We start from the raw sequence: 21855 nt of genomic DNA on the forward strand, positions 1-21855 counted from the left end.
TTTGCCTCTTGTACAATAGAAGAGTTTAAAAAAATAACACTGTTTGCTTTATCGCGATTTTGTCACGCCTACTCTGTTACAGAAAGGAACAAGAACGCAGGTGGAGCAACGGGGCGAAACAGGTGTACACTGGTTCTGACCGAAAGTGACGAGGTAATCGTTGATTACGGGCCAGTACTTCTTAGGAAGTTTGGCGCGAAGCGCAAACTCCGTCTCCGCCGGCGTCTTCGTGCTGGTGTATCCCCACCGGTTACAAATGCGGTGGACATGGGTATCGACACAAATGGCCGGTTTGCCAAAACCAAGAGTCAGAACCAGGTTCGCAGTCTTGCGCCCTACCCCCTTGAAAGTCAGCAGTTCATCGAGATCGCCGGGGACCTGTCCGCTGTATTTATCCACGAGGGTACTGCAGATATCGAGAATCTGGGCTGCCTTGTTTCGATAAAATCCCACGGGGTAAATGGCCTGTTCGATCTCGTCCGTGGAGAGGGAAAGCATCTTCCCCGGGGTATCGGCCAGGCCAAAGAGTCGTTCCGATGCCGGACCGGTGGTCCTGTCCTGGGTACGGAGTGAAAGGATGCAGGAGACTAGCACCTTGAAGGGATTTCCTTCCCGCTGCGAGACGATGGTAACTGCGGGAGATGGCCACGATTTCACAGCCTCCGCCAGGAGAGCCATGGCCTCATGGATATCGCTGTCTTTCACGACAGGCCCCGGTTCCTGAAAATGCGCATAAAGAGGACCCCCATGACGGAGAGGCTGATACCCACGCAGAAGAAGAGATAACCGAGACTCCGCCCTTCGCCCCATCCGAGGACATCACTGCCGTGCATGAAAACGATCAGATAGAGTCCGATGAAGGTAAGTATGCCGCCGAATATATAGAGCGCCATTGCTGCGATTCCCAGGGCGAGCCCTTGATTTTTTGCCATCATGAAATCCTCTCCAGTGGTGTTCAGCGGATGTTACCGTTGAAAAATGCTCCTGAAGCATCCGCTGTGGTAGAAAATACTACCGAAAGCGCCAAGTCATGGCAACCGCTATCTCCCTGTTGAAGTCGAAATAGTATGCTTCCGCTTGCAATCGACGGGGGGGCATGGTTTATTCTCTGATAACCCCATCACAGAGAAGAACTAATAATGACAACAATCGATCTCCATGTTCACTCGAACTATTCCGATGGCATCCACCCCCCGGCACACTTGGTCAAGATGGCGGCGGAGCGAGGCCTGGTCGCCATCGCCATCGCTGACCACGACACGGTGGATGGCATCGACGAAGCGCTGGTCGCCGGCGCACGCCTGGGCGTGGAGGTGATTCCCGCGGTTGAACTTTCGGTCGAACACGGCCGTTATCGCGATATGCACATCCTGGGGTATCACCTTGATCACCGCGATCCCCGTCTCGTGCACATGCTTGCAGAATTCAGGACAAACCGTGATATCAGGGGACGGGCCATCGTCGACAAGATAAACCGACGGCTCACTGATGGGCGGAAATCGCCCCTCTCCTACGATGAAGTGCTCAATCTGGCGGGGGGCGCAGTCGGCAGGCCCCACATCGGCAGGATGCTCATTGAACGCGGCTACGCCAGGAATATGGAGGACGCATTCCGCAGGTATCTCATCCCATGTAATGTCCCAAAGCTCTATATTCCGGCCGGGGACGCCATCACGGAAATCAGGAGGGCCGGAGGCGTGGCGGTTCTGGCTCACCCGATGACCGTCAGCGACGACCGGCAGGTGCTCCGCGGAATCGTATCCGAGCTTGTCGCACTAGGTCTTGACGGCATTGAAGTGTTCAACAACATGTGCTACAAGGACGACATGCTTTCCCTGGAATTTTTGTGCAGAGAATCCGGCCTTCTCATGACCGGCGGCTCAGACTTTCACGGATTTGAGGATGATGTGGAAATTGGTAGTGGCCGAGGCGGGCTCGCGGTTTCACATCGGCTTGCGGAAGCAGTAAAAAATCTGGCGGAATCACGGAGGATCACTCCACCGGGAAGCCGTACCTGAAAGAATCCGATATGGCCGACGCGCGGGAAACCCTGGAAATGATGCGAGAGGTGGCACGGACAAGAATTTCCATGCTGCGTGACGGTATAACCTTCTACGACAATGAGCGGCGCAGCTACTATCTCCGGCAGTACGAAGAAAAACTGACGCAGATTGAACACCTGATCCGCCGCATCAGCATCAGGCTCGTCGAGCCGCCAACCGAAGAAACTCCCTGACAATCTCTCCCCATAAAAAAGGACCCGGCATGCACCTGCGAGGGTCCTTTTACGTATCTCCGATTCTCGGCCAACACTACTGAAGCATCACCAGATATCACTCCTTGTAAGGCTTGTAGCTTACAACCTGCAGGTCATCCTCTATGCTCGTGACCCCCTTCACTCCCGCAACAATGCGAAGCACGTCTTCCCTCTCGCTATCGGAATAAACGTGGCCAGAGAGACGGACTACGTCCTTTTGTGCGCTGATCTTGAAGTGAAGATTCTCGATGGTGCTTGAACGAAAGAGTTCAGTCTCAATTTTTTTGCAGAGGATGATCTCGTCGACGATCTCACGTGTCTTCTCTTCGCCGTTTTTCAGTCGAGGGTCCTTGGCAGCGGCAACAATGCTTTCGACAATCGCCCCCTGAGACATGCGCGAGGTATTGAATACGAGGTCATACCCCAAGGTATCGTTCCAGTCGCGGTTAAAGTAAAAATGTATGAAACCACCCCGTTGATGATCACTCTTGCGGATGAGCACCCGGGCCAACTCCGGGTCAATCCATTCCCGCTCCGAAAGGCTTTCCACCCGATCCTCGAAGGGTGCCACAAAACGAAGCCGGAGGATATTTTCGACATCAGCAAGAAGATCCTGGGAACCCCTCCCGTAGAGAATCACATTCCCCTTGCGGGCACAGTCGAGCATGATAATCTCGATGGTGTTCAGATGGGCTGCCTGGAGCCTGTCCTCGGCGGTGATATACACTGGCGGTTTTTCATCAACCCGATTGAGTATCTCCCGGTCAAGGCCATACTGGGGGGCAAGCTCTGCAATCTTTGCACCGTCAACAAGTGTATATTTCAGCCGTTTCGCCACCTCGCGAGCGATCTGGTAGGCGCCGGTTCCCATCTCTCTTGAAATAGTGATAATTGCCATAGTACCCCCGGTAGTGCAAAAAAGTGCTCGATATTACCATGTCACGGGGTGCGTATACAAGAGGGTAATTTGATGGTACCATGCGCATCAATGACGCTGTTTCACGGAGTTTTCACCAAGGAGCCATATGGCTGATTTCATTGCCCGTTTATTCGTTTTCGCCCTGATGCACTCGATCCTTGCACTTCCCGGACTCCAAAGGCGCATGGGGGATATATTCCCGCGACTTGGGCGCTTCTACCGGCTCGCATACAACCTGGTCGCCCTCGTGACGTTCGCCTGGGCACTGTCTGCATGGCACTTTTCACCGGTTGTCTATATTGTGCCAGGCGCGGGGAGCCTCATTTTTTACCTTATTCAGCTTGTTTTCATTGTTCTTCTTGCCCGGTGCGCGGCCCAGACCGGCATTGACGACTTGATCGGGCTGAGACAGTTGCGCGGCACTCCCGGCAGCAAGCAGTTGGTGACCACCGGATGCTACGCAAGGGTACGACATCCGCTCTACACGCTGTCGGTCGTCTTTCTGGCTCTCAACCCGGTAATGACCCTCAAATGGTTGCTGCTAACCGTTTTCTCGGCGGCATATTTCGTAATTGGGGCACGAATGGAGGAGCGAAGGCTGATTGCCGAATACGGAGAAACGTATCGGAACTATCAGAAAAATGTACCGATGTTCATTCCGGCAAAAAAGGAGATGCCACGGTTATAAGGTGAGTGAGAGCGGGCATGAACAAACCCGCCAAGCAGGGGTAGATGCAAATCAATCGAGACGCACTTTCCTCACGCCATCAACGGAGACGAGGGATTCCACGATACCACCTTTGGCACCGCGCGTACTGAACTTCACATCAAATTCAAAGTACATGCGTGCGGAATCAATATCTTTTTCCACATTAACATCCAGAATCTCCAGTCCCCCAGTCTTCAGGACCTGTTCAATCCGGTCTGATAATCCCTTTATATCATCACTCCAGACCTTGACGGAGTAGTAGGAATCACGCTTCAAAACGCTTTCGACCCTCTTCAGGAAGAGAAGGGTTATCAGTGAAATTGCCGTAACGGCCAGCGAAATGGTGTAGAGGCCCGCCCCGCACGAAAGGCCAATGGCGGCAGCAATCCAGAGGCATGCCGCCGTGGTGAGACCGCGGATGGACGATCCCTCGCGGAGAATGGCGCCTGCCCCCAAAAATCCTATACCGGTCACGACCTGGGCGGCAACCCGACCAGGATCGACGCCAATTGGGCCGACACCGGAAAAATTACCGTAGAGCCGATAAAATTCGATGGAAGCGACCACAAAAAGGCACGCCCCCAAGGACACCAGAAGATGCGTCCTGAAACCGGCCGGACGCCCGTGAATCTCCCGTTCCAGGCCGATGAGCCCTCCGAGGAGCGATGCCAGGAGAAGACGGCCAATCATGTAGAGGTTGAATTCCATCACTTCATCTGTCCGAGGAAGGTACCGAACACAGCGGGGAATGTAGAAAATAGTTCGAGTTTCATGCGACCACGGATGCGTCAGGGGTTAGCATTATTGTGAGGACAAATCCCCTTTGGGTCCCACGGCAACCAACCGTGAGAGGCACCTGCAAAATACCGTCCGCCGTTACCGTTACCGCCCCCCCCATGGCAAGGGTCGGCACAGCCGCACCCGGGAGAGTATCGACTCTCTCCGCTAAATCAGAGGGAACGGCAGCGATCCCTTCGCCCCTCTCCACCGGCGCATGCTTATCCTCTGATCCCACTCCTGCCAACCCCTTCGAAGAGTCAGCTGTCACACTCCCCACCGACTCCTGGTCCCGGAGCGCGGTCATGACTCCTTTCACCACCGAGGAAAGAACCTGAAGGATACCCTCGCCTGTCCTGGATGCAGATCTAATCACGGGGAGTCCCGCAGAATCGACCAGTTGCGCCATCTCTTCGATGGCAAGGGCATCGGGCAGGTCGCTCTTGTTGCACTGTACCACACAGGGAAGCTTCTCCAAATCCTGACCATAGCTTCTCAGGCACTCCCTCAGGTTTTCCATGCTCTCCCGGGTAACCGCGGCTGATTCCGGCGATGCGTCGGCAACGAATACTATGCCGTCGGCCCCTTTGAGAACGGTCTTCCAGGTGGAGCGATTGGCCACCTCTCCTTGAACCGTGTAGAGATGGAAGCGGACCCGGTAATCGTTAACCTCTCCCAGTTCGGGGGGCATGAAATCAAAGAAGAGCAACCGGTCCGACTGCCCCCCCATTGTTTTCATGGGGCCGCGGCATTCCGGCTTCAATTTCCGGTGGATAAACTGAAGTGTCGTGGCCTTGCCGGCTAGGGGAGATCCGAAGTAAACGATCTTAGCGTTGATCTCACGCTTCGTTCTGTTAAACAGGGCCATTGCGGCCGTCCTCCTATTTGTCCTTTTTCTTGCTGAGAAGCAGCTTCCGCGCCTGGGTCGAGAGCACCGACGAGATGCTCTTGCTCTTGGCCAGATGGGCCAAGTCTTTCTCGTTCAGGGTTGCCAGGAAGCGCAAGGCCGACGGAAGCGGCGTTTTGTTGTTCTCCACAAGCGCCTTGCGTATCTGGTAGTTCTTGACCCATTCCTTGTTGGCGCAGATGACACGGAGAATTTCGTCATTCTGGATCGACGACTTGCAGATTGTCAGCACTTCCTGCTCGGTAATCCGGGGGTTCTTGATGACGGTTCCCGACACGAGCTTGTTGGAATCACGGATAAGGATCATCCGCCACTCCTTGTCGCCTGTCTGGGCAATCTTGATTTTGTCGGACACCCCCATGACCTGGGCCAACTGGTACTTTCCGCGGAACGCCTCGCTCTCTTCGTCGACTTCCCCCTCGCCATTGTCAGGAAACTCCTGGGCAGCCTCTTCTTCGGTGGTGTGGGAGATCGACACGGTGCGATGAGGCACTTCAATGCCCCGTTCGGCAAGAAACAGCCTGGTTTCTTCGGGACAGTGGGGGTGTGAGGCTATCAGCGATGCAATTTCCCGGTTCCGGAGATAGAGACGGGCTATGCCGTCAAGTATCCTTGGATGAAGGGATGGAGTTGAAACGGCCTCGCGGAGCTCGCCTTCCGGCAACTCCGCGAGACACTTGCGTGCTCCGCCACTGACCTCGCCGTCCGGGTCGTGGGCCAGAACAAAGAGAACTGTGGTCAGATCCGGGGGAGAGAGTTCCACCTCTCCCCCGATCACCTTCAGCTTTTCGCCGCGCGATGCGCCGCCGGCAAGGAAAGCGGCAGCCCGTGGAGATATTTTCAGCGTTACTTTCAGGGACTCTGCTCCACTACTTTACATTTGCAATCACTGCCGCGGAAAGTCCCCTTTTCTTCAGACGCGACACGTCCTTGAGCGCTTCTGCCCGGCTACCGTACTTGCCTGCGGTCAGGAGAAGGACCGGCACGGAAACGTTCGCTTTCCTGAAGGTAAGTTTATAACCGAGTGCTTCCAGACGCTGCTGCTCTTGCGTTGCTCGCGCTTTCACAAAGTAGGATCCGGCATAGACGCGGTATTTGCCTCCCTCGTTGAGGATAAACCCTTCAACCGTGGCATCACGAAGCTTCTGGAGTTCCTTGCGAGCCGTTTCCTGATCGGCGAACTCGCCGAACAACAGCCGGATCATCGGCTCCTTCTTTCTGTTCCCCTCTTTCACAACCGGCGTAAGCCCTGCCTCCCGAACCTTGGCATTGTCCTTTTCCATGGCCGACGGCACGACATATTCACCGATCCGCAGAGTATACTCACCTGCCACCGGCGCAGCGGAAGCCTTGACCGAGGACGCCTTGGCTCCACTTTTCCCGGCTACTGCCTTCTTTGCCACTTTCCTTGCAGCGGCAGCCTTCGGTTTAACAGGAGCGGCATGTTTCGCCTCCTTGGATGATGCGGCAGCCTTTTGTTTGTCATCCGGCTTGGCCTGAAGAGCCTTCTGTTTTGCTTCCACAGGGGCCTTTACCGGTTTCGGTTGTTCCTTCTTTGCCACAGGGGCTTTGGCAGGTTCAGCGGGCTTCGGCTGCTCTTTCTTTGTCGGGGGAACAGCCGATTTAACCGGTGCCGGAGGCTCGGCCTTCGCCTTTTCCGGCGCCTTCTGCTCTTGGGCCACCTTCGCGGGCTCCGGCTGACCCGCGGCAGGAGGAGAGACTGCCGCGGGTTTAGCCGGCTCGACGGGAGCGACTCCAGCGGGCTGCTCCGCAGGCCTCGGCGGAATCGGCTGTTTGACCTGGCTCGGCTGAACCGGTGCCGGAGCCTGGACTTCCTGGCGAGGCTTTATGATATCAGTGAAATAGAAAAGATAGCCGAATACCGCCACAAGAAGCAGCAGCACCAACAGGAGGAGGCGGGTATTGCTCCCCCCACCCTTTGATGATGTATCTCCGGGTTCCTGGTCAAATTCGATGTTCATCTGATGCGTTCCTCCTGTTAGTGCCGTGGTCAGTGGTTATTCTTCTCATTGGCCTTGGCCGATTCGGCGATGATCTTCTGGGCCAAATGACTTGGCACCTCTTCGTAGTGGGAAAATTCCATGGTGAAAAGCCCCCGGTCGCTGGTCATGGATTTCAGGTCGTTGGCATAGGAAAGCACCTCGGCCATGGGAACCACTGATCGGATAATCTGGGAATTGGCCTTGGGTTCGACGCCGACCACCTTGCCGCGTCGGGAGTTGAGGTCTCCGATCACGTCCCCCATGGTCTCCTCGGGAACCGTGATCTTCATGTTCATCATCGGCTCAAGGAGAACCACCTTGGCCGTCTCCATGGCCTTTTTGAACGCCAGGGAACCGGCAACCTTGAAGGCCATTTCGGATGAATCCACGGTGTGGAACGATCCGTCATAGACGGCGGCCTTGAAATCCACCAAGGGATAACCGGCCAGGAAACCGTCTTGGGAAGCCTCGAAGATCCCCTTCTCAACCGCCGGGATGTACTGGCGCGGGATCACACCGCCGACGATCTTGTCCTCAAACTGAAATCCCTCGCCACGCTGCATGGGAGCGAACTCAACCCAGCAGTCGCCGTACTGTCCTCTTCCCCCCGACTGCTTCTTGTATTTTCCCTGGGCCTTGACAGTGGCTTTGAAGGTTTCCAGGTACGGCACCTTCTGGGTCTTCATCTCCACATCGACATTGAACTTGCGCTTCAGCTTCTCGATGGTGACCTCAAGGTGCACCTGCCCCATGCCCGAGAGGATCAGTTCGTGGGTCTTCTCGTCACGCCGGACCTGAATCGTCTGATCCTCTTCCATGAGCTTCTGGAGAGCACCGTGAATCTTGTCTTCATCGTTTTTCGTCTTGGGCTGGATAGCGTAGGAAATGACCGGTTGGAGCGGCTTGGCCGGCTCGAAGATGATCGGCTTGTCCTTGTCGCAGAGGGCATCGCCGGTAAGGGTTTCCTTAAGCTTGGCCACGGCCACGATGTCGCCGGCAACGGCCTGTTTGATAGACTTCTGCTTCTTCCCCTCCAGCTCGTAGATCTGGCCGATCCGCTCCTCGCAGTCGCGGACCGGGTTATAGATGGTCGAGTCGGAGTTCAGGGTACCCGAGTAGACCCGGAAGATGGATATTTTGCCGGTGTAGGGATCCGACGTGGTCTTGAAGACGAGGGCAGAGAAGGGTTCCGTTTCATCGGGCTTTCGTTCCTCCATCTCGCCGCTTTTGGGATTGGTACCGACCACCGCACCCCGGTCGAGGGGAGAGGGGAGGCAGTGGCAGATGTAATCAAGGAGGTGATGAACGCCGATGTTCATGGTGGCGGAACCGCAAAAAACCGGCGTAAATGTATAGCGGAGCGTCCCGATCCGCAGGCCGTCCAGAATCTCTTCCCGGGAAAGTTCGCCGGTTTCCAGGTATTTCTCGGTCAGGGCATCGTAGGCCTCTGCAACGGTTTCCACGAGGATATCGCGGAGTCGCTGGGCCTCGTCCCGCTCCCCGGCGGGAATCTCCTCCTCCGTGAATGTGCCGGAACCATCCTTGGCGTAGCGGTATGCCTTCATGTCGATGAGATCAATGATCCCCTCGAAGGTTTCAGCTGCGCCCAGGGGCATCTGGACCGCCACACCACGGGCTTTGAGAGACTTCTCCATGTCATCGATGGCCCTGAGGAAGTTGGCGTATTCGCGGTCCATCTTGTTGACGAAGGCGATGCGGGGCAGCTCGAACTCGTTGGCCCACTCCCAGACCTCCTCGGTCTGGACCTTTACCCCGGAGATGGCCGAAAGGATAACGATGCATCCGCCCAAGGCACGCATGCAGGCGCGGGTGTCTGAGATAAAGTTTCCGTAACCGGGGGTATCGACGATGTGAAGCGAGTAGTCATTCCATTCACAGTGGTCGAGGGAGGATGAGATTGTGATCTTCCGCTTGATCTCCTCGGGCTCGAAATCCATGGTGGACGTGCCGTCGTCGACCCGGCCGAGACGGTCAATCATCCCCGTGGTGAAGAGTATGGCTTCGGTGAGAGAGGTCTTGCCTGCGCCGCCGTGGGCGACAATTCCGAGGTTTCTCAGCTTTGCGGTATCATACTTGCCCATACATCCTCCCGTGATGATAAGGTATAGGTCTATCGACCTTTTGACTTCCGCGCTATCTCGTCATCTCACTCCCTGTTTCGTTCGTACAGTATCCGCAGTCCCTCCAGCGTGAGGTACTCCTCCACCGCCTCGATGGTTTTTGACTCGGGGGCGATCAACCCGGCAAGCCCCCCCGTGGCGATGATCCGTGGAGTGTCCTTGCTCTCTGCTTTCATCCTGGCCACGATCTCGTCCACAAGCCCCACATACCCATAGAAGATGCCGGCCTGCATGGAATTGACCGTATTGCGGGCAATGACTGCCGGCGGCTTCACGATATCGACGCGGGGAAGCTTGCTCGCCCTCTGGAACAGGGCCTCCATGGATATGACAAGCCCGGGGGCGATGGCGCCGCCGCAGTATTCTCCCTTGCGGTTCACGTAATCGAAGGTGGTGGCGGTGCCAAAATCGACGATGATCAGAGACGTGTTGTACTTCTCGTAGCCTGCCACCGCATTGACAATCCGGTCCGCCCCCACCTCCTTGGGATTGTCGTACTGGATCGGCATGCCGGTCCTGATCCCCGGCCCAACCACAAGGGGACTGTAGCCGAAGTAGCTCCGGGAAAGCCGTTCCAGAACCCCGGACAGGGTCGGCACCACCGAGGAAATAATAATGGACTTCACATCCTTGAAATCAATGCCGGCGCCACGGAAAAGCTCACGGATCAGGATGCCGTACTCGTCGGACGTTTTGGCCTTGTCGGTGGATATGCGCCAGTCACGCACAAGCCTCTGACCATCATAGATGCCGAGAACGATATTCGTGTTACCCACGTCTATGACGAGAAGCATGGGTTTACCTCCAGAACAGAAAGCACCGCGACACCTCACCCTTCAATTGTCACATCCCCTGCCAAAACCCGCTCAAGGGTACCCTGAGCGGTTCTCAGCAACAGAGCGCCGATCTCGTCAATCCCCTCGACAGTCCCCGTCATATCCCCCTGATTGCCGCTTACCCGGACCCTTCTTCCCATGACGGCGCTCCGGTCAAGCCATGCCTGGCGGAGCGGAGCGTACCCCTCTGAGCGGTACTGTGAGTAATGCGCATCAAGGGACTCGAGAAGCGCCCGGGTAAATGAGAGTCTGGACACCTCATGCCCCGCCTCAATGGCAAGGGAGCTTGCGGGATGGCGCAGATCGGCCGGAAACTGATCACGCTGCATATTGATATTCACCCCGATGCCGAGGACAAGGAAATCTATCCGTTCGGTTTCGGCGCTCATCTCATTGAGCATGCCGGCAACCTTTAAGCCGTTCACGAGCACATCGTTGGGCCATTTGATGACAGGTGCAAGCCCGGCAGAACGCTCAATGGCCTCTGCCACCGCAACTGCCGACAGGAAGGTGAGCTGGGGCGCGTGAAGCGGCATTATGGGCGGGCGAAGAACAATGGAACAATAGAGATTGACCCCGGCGGGCGACTCCCACTGCCTCCCGAGCCGCCCCCTGCCACGATTCTGGGTGTCGGCGATGACCACGGTTCCTTCGACGGCACCATCTTCGGCAAGACGATAGGCAAGGGTGTTAGTTGAGTCAGTTTCGCCGACAAAAACAAGAGATGTGCCGATCCTGGCAACGTTAAGTCCGATTGACAGTTCTGCGGGGGTGAGGATATCGGGAGTTGATACGAGACGATACCCCCGGGAGGGGACTGCCTCGATGCGGTAGCCGAGCCCATTAAGGGTCTTGATATGCTTCCAGACAGCCGTGCGTGATACATCCAGAGACCGGCTCAATTCCTCGCCAGAAACAACGCCCCCGTCACGACTCCTGAAGATTTCCAGAATCTTCCGGTCGATCTCCTTGCTGCCGGTTGCGTCGGGGCGTGGCAACTCTCCGCTCACTCAGCCTCCAGAAGCATCGAGATGTCCATGGCTCGGGCAGAATGGGTAAGCGCCCCCACGGAAATGATGTCAACACCTGTCTCGGCAATTCCTCTGACTGTTTCGAGGTTTACCCCCCCCGAGGCTTCCACCAGGGCACGGCCGCCAATGAGGACCACCGCCTCGGCCATGGTCGGCAGATCCATATTGTCGAGCATGATGATGTCGGCACCGGCCTCGAGTGATTCGGTCACCTCCGCGATGGTTTCGGTCTCCACCTCAATTTTAAGGGTGTGGGGGATGTATGACCGTGCACGACTTACGGCACGGCTGATGCCGCCCGCGGCGGCGATGTGGTTCTCCTTGATGAGGACACCGTCATAGAGGCCGGTGCGGTGGTTGATTCCCCCGCCAACCCGAACGGCGTATTTCTCCAGGACCCGGAGTCCCGGAGTTGTCTTCCGCGTATCAACGATGCGAGCCCGCGTTCCCGCCACGGCCTCCACATACCTGGCCGTAAGGGTCGCGGTGCCGCACATGCGCTGAAGCAGGTTGAGAGCCACCCGCTCACCCTGGAGGAGGAGAGCGGAGTCGCCGGCAAGCTCGGCAATCAGATCGCCGGCAGCAAGCCGTGCTCCGTCCCCATGCCGCGCCTCGAAACGGACCGACGCGTCAAGGAACGTGAAGACCCGAGCCGCCACGTCAATGCCAGCCAGAATCAGGGGTTCCTTGGCGATGAGTCGGGCGCGGGCCGGACAGCTCCCGGGAACCACCGCCAGAGTCGTGATATCCCCCGTATGGATATCCTCCATGAGGGCGTTTTCGATGATCTTGTCTATGCCGGTCATGGGCTCTCCGCATCAGAAAAATTAAGCCTCTATATAGCACAGGAGACGGGAAGCCGCAACCGCAAAGAGGGCGCGGCTCGGGCTTCCCGCCCGTGGATTTCCAGAGTCGTGTTGTGTCGTATTGTTGACTTGACCCAGTCACTGAACTACAATGGAGCGTTTTCGAGGAAAAACTGAATGAGCGATTCAACAAAACCCCTTCGAACCCGCACCCGCTTCACCCTTATTCAGAAACTCATCGTCAGCTACGTCGCGATGCTCTTTCTGACCACGACGGCCCTCGCCTTTTCGGTCATGGGGCTTTATTCCCTCAATCGTACCGCAAAGGAAATAGCCAAAACCGATCTTTTTATAATCGATTCCGCGAATCGTCTCCGGGAATCAATGCTGGCCCAGGAACGTATCGCGGGGAAATATGCAATCCTCAAGAGCGACGAATTCAAACTTCTCTACAGTCAGCGCCAGTCTGAATTTCTGGCAATTCTCGGCGAGATTGGCCAACGGGACAACAACAGTCTCTTCCGCTCCCTGGTTGCCAGCTACGATGCTTACCGGAAGGAAATTGAACGCGCCTTCGCCGCCAGCAACACTGAGCCCTTACCCGCCCAAAAGGAGGCCGACGCCGTCGTAAGCCTGATCGAAGATCTTTCCTCCTCCCGACAAAAGCTCCTTGGGAAAAAGCTGGCGGAAGCCGACCGGCGCGAGGCCGACACGGTAAAACTAACCCTCTTCCTGGCATTTTCAGGCTTTATCCTTGCTGTTACCGTAGCGGCACTCAACATACACTCCATCTCCACCTCCATAAGAAAACTCAAAAAAGGAATGCACCGGATAGCAGAAGGTGATTTCGATTACGATCCCCAAATCCCCATCGGTGACGAAATCGGTGCACTGGCAGAGGATTTCTCACGCATGGGGAAAAAATTGAAGGAACTGGAGCAGATCAGCCTCGACGCAAGTCCGCTGACCCGGCTCCCCGGCAACATTGCCATCGAGCGAGTGCTGAACAAACTTCTCCAATCCGGTGAACCCTTTGCGGTCTGCTATGCCGATCTCGACAATTTCAAAGCTTACAATGACCGTTACGGTTACATCAAAGCTAGCGAAGTAATTAAATTGACTGCGGAACTGATCCACGATACAGTTCGGGAACTTGCCGGTGGCAACGCTTTCGTCGGCCATGTGGGAGGTGATGATTTCGTAATGGTCGTGGCGGCCGAGCGGGGAGGCTCCCTCTGTGAAGCGGTCATCAAAAGGTTTGACGACTTCATCCTGAACCATTATTCGGCAGAAGATCTGGCTCGTGGTGCCATTGAAGGTGTTGACCGCTACGGCGTTTCCCGCACCTTCCCCATCATGAGCATCTCCGTGGCCGTCGTTATAAGTCAACAGGGCGAGTTCACCTCGGCGATGCAGATAGCCAAGACAGCAGCCGACATCAAGGATCTGCTGAAAAAATCTCCTGGCAGCAACTACCTGATCAACCGACGCAGGAATCCCCGATGACTTCACGCACGATCATCATAATTATGGTTACGGCTTGCCTCTCCGGTTGCGCCACCGTCCAGAAGTCTCTGGAAGGGCAGCGTCTGCGCACCACACAACAAGACAAGCTCGAGCAAGCGGTGAAACTCATTGAAAGAGGAAACTCGGAAAGGGCCGAAGCGCTCCTTGAGGAGGTCGTGGCGGCACAGGGAGTACGGGGAGTCACCGACGAAGCCCTTTTTCGCCTTGCTCTCCTGTCCATGCCATCGGATTTGGATCGGGAAGATTTAGCCAATGCACTAAAATATCTCGAACGACTTCAGAATGAGTATCCGGTCAGCCCTTGGGCAACCCAGTCGTCTTCACTTACCGACTTACTCGCCATCCTGCCGCGTCATCTCCAATCAGCAACGGAACTCCGTCGGCAGATAAAGAGCCTTAGGGACCTGAACCTCTCTCTGACTCGCGAAAACAAGGAAATGAGACTCAATATCGAGAAGATAAAAAACCTGGACCTGCAACTGGAGAAGAAAGCCAAACCCTAGTACTTGTTAAATTCACCGACACAATTACTGGTCAAAATTCAAAAAACTTTACAGAAAAGTTTCCACCCCCCCCGGCAACAATAGAACCCTTTGAAAAAACAATGAAATATTAACACTAAATTCTGGCACTCTTGTTGCGTACTATTACGTGACCCCCTTCTTCTTTCAGCACCGTTGAAAAAAGATACCCCATTGCGGGAATAGGCGTTCACATGAGCTCCGTACCAGACGACCTCCGGCTGTTCGAAAAGAAGTTCTCCATACTGCATGAAATATCGAATGCCTTGGTTGCCACGGACAATCTGAGTGCAATCGCCAACCTCATGCTCGACCTGGCCATCAACTACACAAGGGCCGAGAAGGGGTCTCTCATGCTCGTCAACGAGCGGGATGAACTCTACATCCTTGCGGGACGCGGCATAGATCTCAACCTTGTAAGAACCTACCGGGCAAAGATCGGCGAAGGAATTGCCGGAGTTGTGGCAAAGAACCGCACTCCCGTGCTTGTGGAAGATCTGGCCAACGAGCCGCGGTTCAAGGGGATAACCCGCGACCGCTACCGGACCAACTCCTTCGCATCATGCCCCATCATAAGCAAGAACCGGCTCCTTGGTGTCCTCAACATAAACGACAAGGCTGACGGAGCCCCCTTCAACGAAGACGAGTTCTCCCTCATCAAAATCATTGCCAATCAGGCAGCCATTGCCATGGAGAATGCCATTCTCGTCGGCCAACTCCGTTTCAAGGCCGCGGAACAGGAAGGGATCAACCGCAAGCTCATCGAAAGCGACGTGGTAAAAACCGAATTCATCACCCGGGTATCCCACGAATTGCGTACCCCCCTCAACTCCATCAAGGGTTCCGTCTACTACCTGAGGCAGTCCGAACGCCTCTCGCGGCGCGAACAGGAAGAGTTTTACGACATCATTTCCGGCGAGACGGACAAACTAATCGGCATCGTGGAAAACCAGCTCGACTTCCTCCGCTTTGAAGACGAGACGATGCTCATAAACAAGACCCTGGTAAGCCTCAGGGAAGTACTGAATGAAGTGTGCGGCTCAAAGAACATCAAAACCCTCTTTGCCCGCAAAGACATAAGCATTGACGTGGAGATAGGAGATGGACTTTCAGATGTAGTCGGCGATAGAATCAGGATAGTTCAGTTTTTCCTCAATATTCTCGAAGGGTTGAGCTTCTTTCTGGAGCGGGGCGACGTGGTTCTCATTTCCGCCCGGGAGAACGATGACATTCACGTATCCATAGGACTTCCGCGCAGACTGCCCGATAGCATCACCCCTTACCTTTTCAGTTCGAATCATCTGTTTCAAACCGATTCCCCCGACGAAAAACTCAAACTCTACCTGGCCCGCAAGGTAGTGGACATTCATCGCTGGGATCTGGTCGCGGAGAACACCGCCACGGGTCTCCTGGTTTCGCTTATCATACCAAAGAGCGCCCGACAGAAGGTAGACGCCGTCGTCAATACAACCCTCGATATGTTCTTGGAGTTCATTGCCGAGGTACTCGATGTGAATATGTGCTCGGTGATGCTCTGCGATGAGATGACGGGCGATCTCATGATCAAGGGCGCGAGAGGTCTTGACGATCACATGATCAAGCAGACCCGCGTACGGATGGGAGACCGGATCGCCGGGTGGGTCGCCCTTGAGGGTAAGCCGCTCTTTATCGAGGATATCGAGCAGGATCCCCGTTTTGGGAGAAAGAGCGTTCCCCAGTACAACAGCAAATCGCTCATTTCACTCCCCCTCAAGGTGGGCGGCAAGGTCATCGGTGTCCTGAACCTCAACAACAAGCGCTCAGCCAGTCCTTTCACCGAGCAGGACTTCGATCTGGCCCAGGCGATGTGCGAACGGGTTGCCTACTTCATGGGCCGGGTCCACGGGGGGGATCACCAGGGGGACGAATTTCGGCAATTGATGACCTCGTTCGACAGCCTTATCACTGCCGAAAAGAAATACCACAAGAAGGATCCCCGCCTCCCCGACATTGCCATGGGAATCGCTGCTCAAATTGGAATCGGGGAAGAGGAGCGCCGGACGATACTCTTTGCGTCGGTTCTCTACGACCTGGGGCTTGTGCTCCTCGAAGAGAGCATCCTGAACAAGAAGGGGAAACTCCTCCCCTCGGAAGAAAACACCCTCAAAATTCACCCTTACACAACGGTGGGGCTCCTGGATTCATTCGAATTCTCCGAAGAGATCAAGCGGGGGATTCTCCACCACCATGAACGGTATGACGGGACCGGTTATCCCGACGGACTGAAGGGAGACGAAATTCCGCTCATCTCGCGGATCCTGTCGGTTGTGGACGCCTTTTGCGCCATGACGTCGGAAAGGCCGTACCGTCCCCGAATGGCCGCAGCCGATGCCCTTGCGGAAGTTCACAAGCATGCGGGGACGCTCTATGACCCGAAGGTGGTGAAGGCGTTGGATTTCGTCGTTGGCGAGAGGGTGGAATAGCCCGTAGCAAGACAGACCAGCGGACGGCTGTTCCGCCTGCCAGTCACCAATCATGCATTAATGCCGTGCTTCCTCATGAGATCATAGAGTGTTGGCCTGCTGATTCCCAACTCTTCCGCAGCCTTGGCAATATTCCCCTTGCTATTGGTAATAGCCCCCCTGATCATCTCCCGCTCAACCTGTTCCCTGGCTTCACGCAGGGTTGTCACCTCGCCGATGCCTGCTTTTCGTGCCGAGGGTCGCTCGGTGAAGCCCAGGTCGTCGGGCTCGATTACTGCCCCCGATGCCATGAGCACAGCCCGCTGAACCTTGTTTTCCAATTCGCGCACGTTCCCTGGCCAACCATAACTTTCGATGTATTCACGGGATGTTTCACTAAAACCTTTTATCTTCTTCTTGAACTCATTGACGCACCGCTTCAGGAAGAAATTGGCTAACAGCATAACATCGTCGCCGCGGTTCCTGAGGGGAGGAAGCGTGACGGTTACCACCCCGATCCGGTAATAGAGGTCTTCCCGAAACCTCCCCTCTTCCATGGCTCGAACGATATCGACATTGGTGGCCGCTATGATGCGGGAGTCAATGTCGATATCCTCCCTTCCCCCAACCCGTTGAATGGCTTTTTCCTGCAGGAACCGAAGGAGCTTGACCTGGAGGTTGAGGGGAAGCTCGCCGATCTCGTCCAGGAAGAGTGTCCCCTTGTGGGCATACTCCACCTTCCCCTGAACCCGGGCCATCGCTCCTGTGAACGCGCCTTTCTCATGCCCGAACAGCTCGGACTCAAGAAGATTTTCAGGGATAGCGCCGCAGTTGATGGGGATGAACGGGCCGTCCTTGCGCAGACTCTGAGCGTGGATGGCGCGAGCCACAAGCTCCTTGCCGGTGCCACTCTCGCCATGGATAAGAACAGAGATGTCAGAGGTGGCAACCTTCCTGATCGTCGAGAACACCTGCTGCATTTCGGCACACTGGCCGATTATCCCTTTTACATCCGGGCCGCTCCCCCCAAGGGCGCTCTGAAGGCGACGGTTCTCATCCTCAAGGGTCTGCAGGTGAAAAGCCCGCTTGATTATAACCTTGAGCTCATTCAGGTCGATGGGCTTCTGGTAAAAGTCATAGGCCCCCATCTGCACCGCCTTCACAGCGTTTTCCTTCCCCTCGTTACCGGTAATGACGATCACCTTTGCGTCGGGGGCGATGCGAAGCATCTCACCGAGGCAGCGAAACCCCTCTTCTGAACTGTCCTCATGGGGAGGGAGCCCCAGGTCGAGCGTAACGACCTGGGGGCGGTGCTTGCGGAAGAGTTCCAGTGCCTCAGAGCCATCGGCGGCCAGATGAAGGGAATACTCCTTCCCAATCCCCCATCGAAGCTGACGGCGGATATCCTCATTGTCATCAACTATGAGCAGCTTTTCCATCAATCGCACCTCAGATAAATTCAGGTTCGGCTATCCCGATCCGCCCCTGATCACCGCAGTTAAACCATACGGTGAAAACCGTACCAACCCCAACGGCACTTTCCACGTCTATTCGTCCGCCGTGGGCCTCGATGATCTGCCGGCATTGATAGAGACCAATGCCGAGACCCTTTTTCTTGGTGGTCTTGAACGGCGAGAAGAGTTGCGTCCGAAGGAACTCTTCCGGTATCCCACAGCCGGAATCACTGACCCGGATGAATGGGGCGCTTCCGGCGCCGACCTCGACCATCACGGGCCCCTTGCCGTCCGTTGCCTCAAGGGCGTTCACCAGGAGATTCATCACCACCTTCTGGATCTCCTCTCGATCCACCTCCGCGGAAGTATCACTACCGGTGACTGAAATCACCCCGTGTCCCGGCACCATGGCCGCCGTGTCGACGGAGAGACGGTGGAGGTCAACCCGCTCAAGCTCCAGCGACCGTTTCTCCGGCAGGTTCTTGAGACGTGAGATCAACACCTTCATGCGGTTGACGGTGTTCGAAAGGGTGTCGAGCAAGTCATCCTGAAACTCGGGGTCGGCAATATGCTCCCGACCGTTGTCCACTGTCAGCGACAGCGTGTAGACCAGATTCTTGAGGTCGTGAATAATGAAGGCCGAAACCCGGCCCATGACTTCCAGTTCCCTCGAACGGGCCAGTTGTTCGGAAAGACGGTAGTTCATAAGCGCCGATGCCGCCTGACGGGCAAGGGTCTTCATCAGGTCGTAGTCCTCGTAAAGGTACTGTTCATTCTTGTTAACGGGCCTTCCGAGGACCAGAACGGCCTCCAACCTGTCGGGGCCGAAAAGCGGCACCAGGAACTGAATGCCATTGGCGGTGAAATAGGTTTCCTGCTCGGGAAGGCAAACGGGCGCGTCCTCCCGCAGATTGATAACCCATGACCGGTCGATCATGGGAGTCAGGACCGGATCATCCGGCCTCAGGACGGCGGCAGTGCCCGGAAGTTCGTGGCCGGCTGCCCAGTTGAACTCGTTGCTATCGGCATTGCGAACAAACAACCCACCGCACCCCATGGCAAATATCGCACAGTAGCCAGAAAGAATGGCCGCCATCAGTTCCTCCCCCTGCCGTGCCGAAGCCAGGCGATCGGTGAACTGGAGCCACTGGGTGCGATAGTCGTACTTGCTCTGGTAGAAGTTCTTGTGGATAAAGACCTTGACCTTGCGCTTTGCGCTCTCTGAAAGGAGCACCACCAGGAGGCAGATGCCGACGACAAACGCCACCCCCAGAACAAGGGTTTTTTGTTGTCCCTCGCCGAAGTACCGGAGTCCCTCCCCCATAATCCCCAGGGCTACCAGGTAGAGACCCACCGCAAAGAGGACCACTGACTTGTAAGCCATGCTTTTGGAGACGGCGATCCTGACCCCGCTGCCGCGAACCAGCAGAGAATAGAGCATCATCCCCAAGGCAAGGATGAATACCAGGGACCGTAGCGGCATCAGGTTCATGTTGATGGTCCGGTAGAGGAGCCCCTGGCTGTAATAAAATATGAGCACGGCCAGGAAGCTTCCCGCACCGATGAAATCGAACTTGATCTTCCACCGCGACGAAAGCGAAGCGTTGCTGAACGTGGCCTCCAGATTGATAAGCGAGATCACGACGTAGGCCAGGAGCCCGCAGTAGAAGACATATCCGGCGTTTGAGAGAAAAAGTATCCGTTCGGAATCGAAGTCGGGCGAGTAGAAAAACATTGAGCGCGGGAGTGCGAGGACAGCGGCGGGAAATATCAGGCTTGCCGTCAGGAAAACCCTCTGGGCGACCGTGACGAACCGAACAGCCACGGTGCGGGCATGGGTGAGGCTGAAGGCGAGCCACGCCGCCGGCACAACCCCTTCGGCAATAAGGCTGTAACGCTTCCAATCGAGAGGATCACCGAAGTACCCTGCCACTGCGGCCAGATCGCAGAATTCAACGGACGCCGAGACCGCAATGGCCACCACGGACATATAAGCGGCGATGGTGCGCCCGCTCCGCCAGAGCGTACACGAAACGTAGACTGCGGCCAGGAGCAGAGCTATCGATGAAAGGACGATCTGAATCATTCGTTACCCGTAACGCTACAGCCTCCAGAGCCTGATGCCGGCGGCCCGGACCGCGGCGGGATCGTAGACACCCTTCACATCCACGAGCACCGGCCCGTCCCCCATCAGCCCCCGGACCCCTTCCACGGACAGTTCCCGGTAGTCGCGGTGCGCAACCGCGGCAACCACCGCGGCCGCCGGTCTCAGCTCCCCGAAGGGGACGAGCCGGACGCCATACTCGTGGGAAGCCTCTCCCGCATCGGCCAAGGGGTCGTGCACCTGGACCTCGATGCCGTAATCCTCCAACTCGCGGATGATGTCGATCACCTTGGAGTTGCGGAGATCGGGGCAGTCCTCCTTGAAGGTGAGCCCCAGCACCGTCACCGTGCAGCCACGTACGCAGTGCCCCGCATGGATCATCCCCTTCACCGCCTGCTGGGCAATATATTTCCCCATGCCGTCGTTGATCCGGCGGCCCGCCAGAATGACCTGGGGGATATAGCCGATCTTCTCCGCCTTGTGGGTCAGATAGTAGGGGTCGACGCCGATGCAGTGTCCCCCGACGAGCCCCGGCCGGAACTTCAAGAAGTTCCACTTGGTTCCGGCCGCCTCCAGCACATCATTGGTGTCGATGCCGAGACGATCAAAGATAATTGCCAACTCGTTCATGAGGGCGATATTCAGATCCCGCTGGGTATTCTCGATGACCTTTGCAGCCTCGGCCACCTTGATGCTCGCCGCCCGGTGGACCCCGGCCGTCACCACCGACTCATAGACCCGGGCGACGGTCTCCAGGGTCGCCGCATTCTGCCCCGCCACCACTTTCTTGATCTTTGTGAAGGTGTGTTCCTTGTCGCCGGGGTTGATCCGCTCGGGGCTATAGCCAACCGTGAAGTCACTGCCGCTCTTCAGGCCCGACACCCGCTCCAGCACCGGCACACACTCATCCTCGGTGACGCCGGGATAAACCGTTGACTCGTACACAACGATATCGCCTTTTTTCAGAGCCTTGCCAACCGTTTCCGATGCCTTCAGCATCAGGGTGAGATCGGGCTGGTTGGCCTCGTCAACCGGCGTCGGCACGGCGACGATATGAAAATCCGCCTGCTTCAGCTCGTCGATGGAATCGGTAAAAAGGATATCAGCAGCCTTCAGATCCTCCGTTTCCACTTCCCCTGTCCTGTCATGTCCTTCCCTGAGCTCTCTGATGCGCACCGGGTTAATGTCAAAACCGACTGTTTTTCTGACCTTGCCAAAAGCCACCGCCACCGGAAGCCCCACATAGCCGAGCCCCACGACGGAAACCGTACGATTGAGAGAATTCATGCATACTCCTGATCCAATTAATTAACACTGACAACGTTGTCAGCTGTCACGCTACAATGAACCTATTTTTACCAGACAACACCGGTCGTGTAAAGAATTTCGACACAAAAACTGAAGCCACATTGTAAGCTGTTC

20 protein-coding genes are annotated in these 21855 nt (G+C 56.1%); 6 read left to right on the top strand and 14 right to left on the bottom strand.

The window, feature by feature from the left end; genetic code table 11:
- Window positions 1-48: 48 nt before the first annotated feature.
- Together KJB29_RS05060 and KJB29_RS05065 are read right to left on the bottom strand one after the other, a co-directional pair.
- Window positions 49-705, bottom strand: a complete 657-nt coding sequence (locus tag KJB29_RS05060) for an endonuclease III domain-containing protein (RefSeq protein WP_215733642.1) — start codon at window positions 703-705, stop codon at window positions 49-51.
- The gene (locus KJB29_RS05065; protein ID WP_425514107.1) at window positions 702-935 is read right to left on the bottom strand and encodes a hypothetical protein; all 234 of its coding nucleotides are present in this window, start codon (window positions 933-935) and stop codon (window positions 702-704) included. Before KJB29_RS05065 ends, KJB29_RS05060 begins: the two co-directional genes overlap by 4 nt.
- A gap of 201 nt (window positions 936-1136) precedes the next feature.
- Here KJB29_RS05065 and KJB29_RS05070 point away from each other — a divergent pair, with 201 nt between their 5' ends.
- Both KJB29_RS05070 and KJB29_RS05075 read left to right on the top strand, forming a co-directional pair.
- Window positions 1137-2018: a PHP domain-containing protein gene (locus KJB29_RS05070; RefSeq protein ID WP_215733718.1), complete on the top strand. Its 882-nt coding sequence runs from the start codon at window positions 1137-1139 to the stop codon at window positions 2016-2018.
- Between the two features lie 11 nt (window positions 2019-2029).
- Window positions 2030-2236, top strand: a complete 207-nt coding sequence (locus KJB29_RS05075; RefSeq protein WP_215733643.1) for a hypothetical protein — start codon at window positions 2030-2032, stop codon at window positions 2234-2236.
- Between the two features lie 97 nt (window positions 2237-2333).
- Here KJB29_RS05075 and KJB29_RS05080 read toward each other — a convergent pair whose 3' ends face one another.
- Window positions 2334-3155 (bottom strand): cytidylate kinase family protein, encoded by an 822-nt coding sequence (locus KJB29_RS05080; RefSeq protein ID WP_215733644.1) that lies wholly within the window; start codon window positions 3153-3155, stop codon window positions 2334-2336.
- 127 nt (window positions 3156-3282) lie between these two features.
- Between KJB29_RS05080 and KJB29_RS05085 the strand changes: the two genes are divergently transcribed.
- Complete coding sequence (locus tag KJB29_RS05085; protein ID WP_215733645.1) at window positions 3283-3864, top strand: methyltransferase family protein; 582 nt, start codon at window positions 3283-3285, stop codon at window positions 3862-3864.
- A gap of 51 nt (window positions 3865-3915) precedes the next feature.
- Here the strand turns inward: KJB29_RS05085 and KJB29_RS05090 are convergent, their stop codons facing one another.
- The 8 genes from KJB29_RS05090 to nadC all read right to left on the bottom strand — a co-directional run bounded on the left by KJB29_RS05090 (window position 3916) and on the right by nadC (window position 12386).
- Entirely contained in the window at window positions 3916-4593 is a 678-nt protein-coding gene (locus tag KJB29_RS05090; RefSeq protein ID WP_215733646.1) for an MgtC/SapB family protein, read from the bottom strand.
- A 61-nt stretch (window positions 4594-4654) separates the two neighbouring features.
- Window positions 4655-5530 carry a GTP-binding protein gene (locus KJB29_RS05095; protein WP_215733647.1) on the bottom strand — a complete coding sequence of 292 codons (876 nt, stop codon included), beginning with the start codon at window positions 5528-5530 and terminating at the stop codon, window positions 4655-4657.
- Between the two features lie 13 nt (window positions 5531-5543).
- Complete coding sequence (locus KJB29_RS05100) at window positions 5544-6332, bottom strand: hypothetical protein (RefSeq protein ID WP_425514108.1); 789 nt, start codon at window positions 6330-6332, stop codon at window positions 5544-5546.
- A 106-nt stretch (window positions 6333-6438) separates the two neighbouring features.
- Window positions 6439-7551 carry an SPOR domain-containing protein gene (locus tag KJB29_RS05105; protein WP_215733649.1) on the bottom strand — a complete coding sequence of 371 codons (1113 nt, stop codon included), beginning with the start codon at window positions 7549-7551 and terminating at the stop codon, window positions 6439-6441.
- Between the two features lie 29 nt (window positions 7552-7580).
- Complete coding sequence (fusA, locus tag KJB29_RS05110; RefSeq protein WP_215733650.1) at window positions 7581-9674, bottom strand: elongation factor G; 2094 nt, start codon at window positions 9672-9674, stop codon at window positions 7581-7583.
- Between the two features lie 65 nt (window positions 9675-9739).
- Complete coding sequence (locus KJB29_RS05115) at window positions 9740-10507, bottom strand: type III pantothenate kinase (protein ID WP_215733651.1); 768 nt, start codon at window positions 10505-10507, stop codon at window positions 9740-9742.
- A 35-nt stretch (window positions 10508-10542) separates the two neighbouring features.
- A complete protein-coding gene (locus KJB29_RS05120; protein ID WP_215733652.1) occupies window positions 10543-11559 on the bottom strand; it encodes a biotin--[acetyl-CoA-carboxylase] ligase in 1017 nt (338 codons plus the stop codon).
- Entirely contained in the window at window positions 11556-12386 is an 831-nt protein-coding gene (nadC, locus tag KJB29_RS05125) for a carboxylating nicotinate-nucleotide diphosphorylase (RefSeq protein ID WP_215733653.1), read from the bottom strand. The genes KJB29_RS05120 and nadC overlap by 4 nt, the downstream gene beginning before the upstream one ends.
- A 177-nt stretch (window positions 12387-12563) precedes the next feature.
- On the opposite strand from nadC, the gene KJB29_RS05130 reads away from it, so the two are divergent.
- From KJB29_RS05130 to KJB29_RS05140, 3 genes are all read left to right on the top strand, one after another.
- A complete protein-coding gene (locus KJB29_RS05130; RefSeq protein WP_215733654.1) occupies window positions 12564-13892 on the top strand; it encodes a GGDEF domain-containing protein in 1329 nt (442 codons plus the stop codon).
- Complete coding sequence (locus KJB29_RS05135) at window positions 13889-14416, top strand: outer membrane protein assembly factor BamD (RefSeq protein WP_215733655.1); 528 nt, start codon at window positions 13889-13891, stop codon at window positions 14414-14416. Before KJB29_RS05130 ends, KJB29_RS05135 begins: the two co-directional genes overlap by 4 nt.
- Before the next feature lie 212 nt (window positions 14417-14628).
- Window positions 14629-16896: a GAF domain-containing protein gene (locus KJB29_RS05140; RefSeq protein WP_215733656.1), complete on the top strand. Its 2268-nt coding sequence runs from the start codon at window positions 14629-14631 to the stop codon at window positions 16894-16896.
- A 50-nt stretch (window positions 16897-16946) separates the two neighbouring features.
- Here the strand turns inward: KJB29_RS05140 and prsR are convergent, their stop codons facing one another.
- Genes prsR through KJB29_RS05155 form a run of 3 tightly spaced genes read right to left on the bottom strand, consistent with a single transcriptional unit; the run spans window position 16947 to window position 21720 of the window.
- On the bottom strand, window positions 16947-18314 hold the full coding sequence (gene prsR, locus KJB29_RS05145) for a PEP-CTERM-box response regulator transcription factor (protein ID WP_215733657.1): 1368 nt from the start codon (window positions 18312-18314) through the stop codon (window positions 16947-16949).
- Between the two features lie 10 nt (window positions 18315-18324).
- A complete protein-coding gene (prsK, locus tag KJB29_RS05150) occupies window positions 18325-20415 on the bottom strand; it encodes an XrtA/PEP-CTERM system histidine kinase PrsK (protein ID WP_215733658.1) in 2091 nt (696 codons plus the stop codon).
- 15 nt (window positions 20416-20430) lie between these two features.
- Window positions 20431-21720, bottom strand: coding sequence for a nucleotide sugar dehydrogenase (locus KJB29_RS05155; protein ID WP_215733659.1), 1290 nt, complete (start codon window positions 21718-21720; stop codon window positions 20431-20433).
- Window positions 21721-21855: the final 135 nt, after the last annotated feature.

It is taken from the genome of Geobacter grbiciae (assembly GCF_018531165.1).
GTDB classification, from domain to species: domain Bacteria; phylum Desulfobacterota; class Desulfuromonadia; order Geobacterales; family Geobacteraceae; genus Geobacter; species Geobacter metallireducens.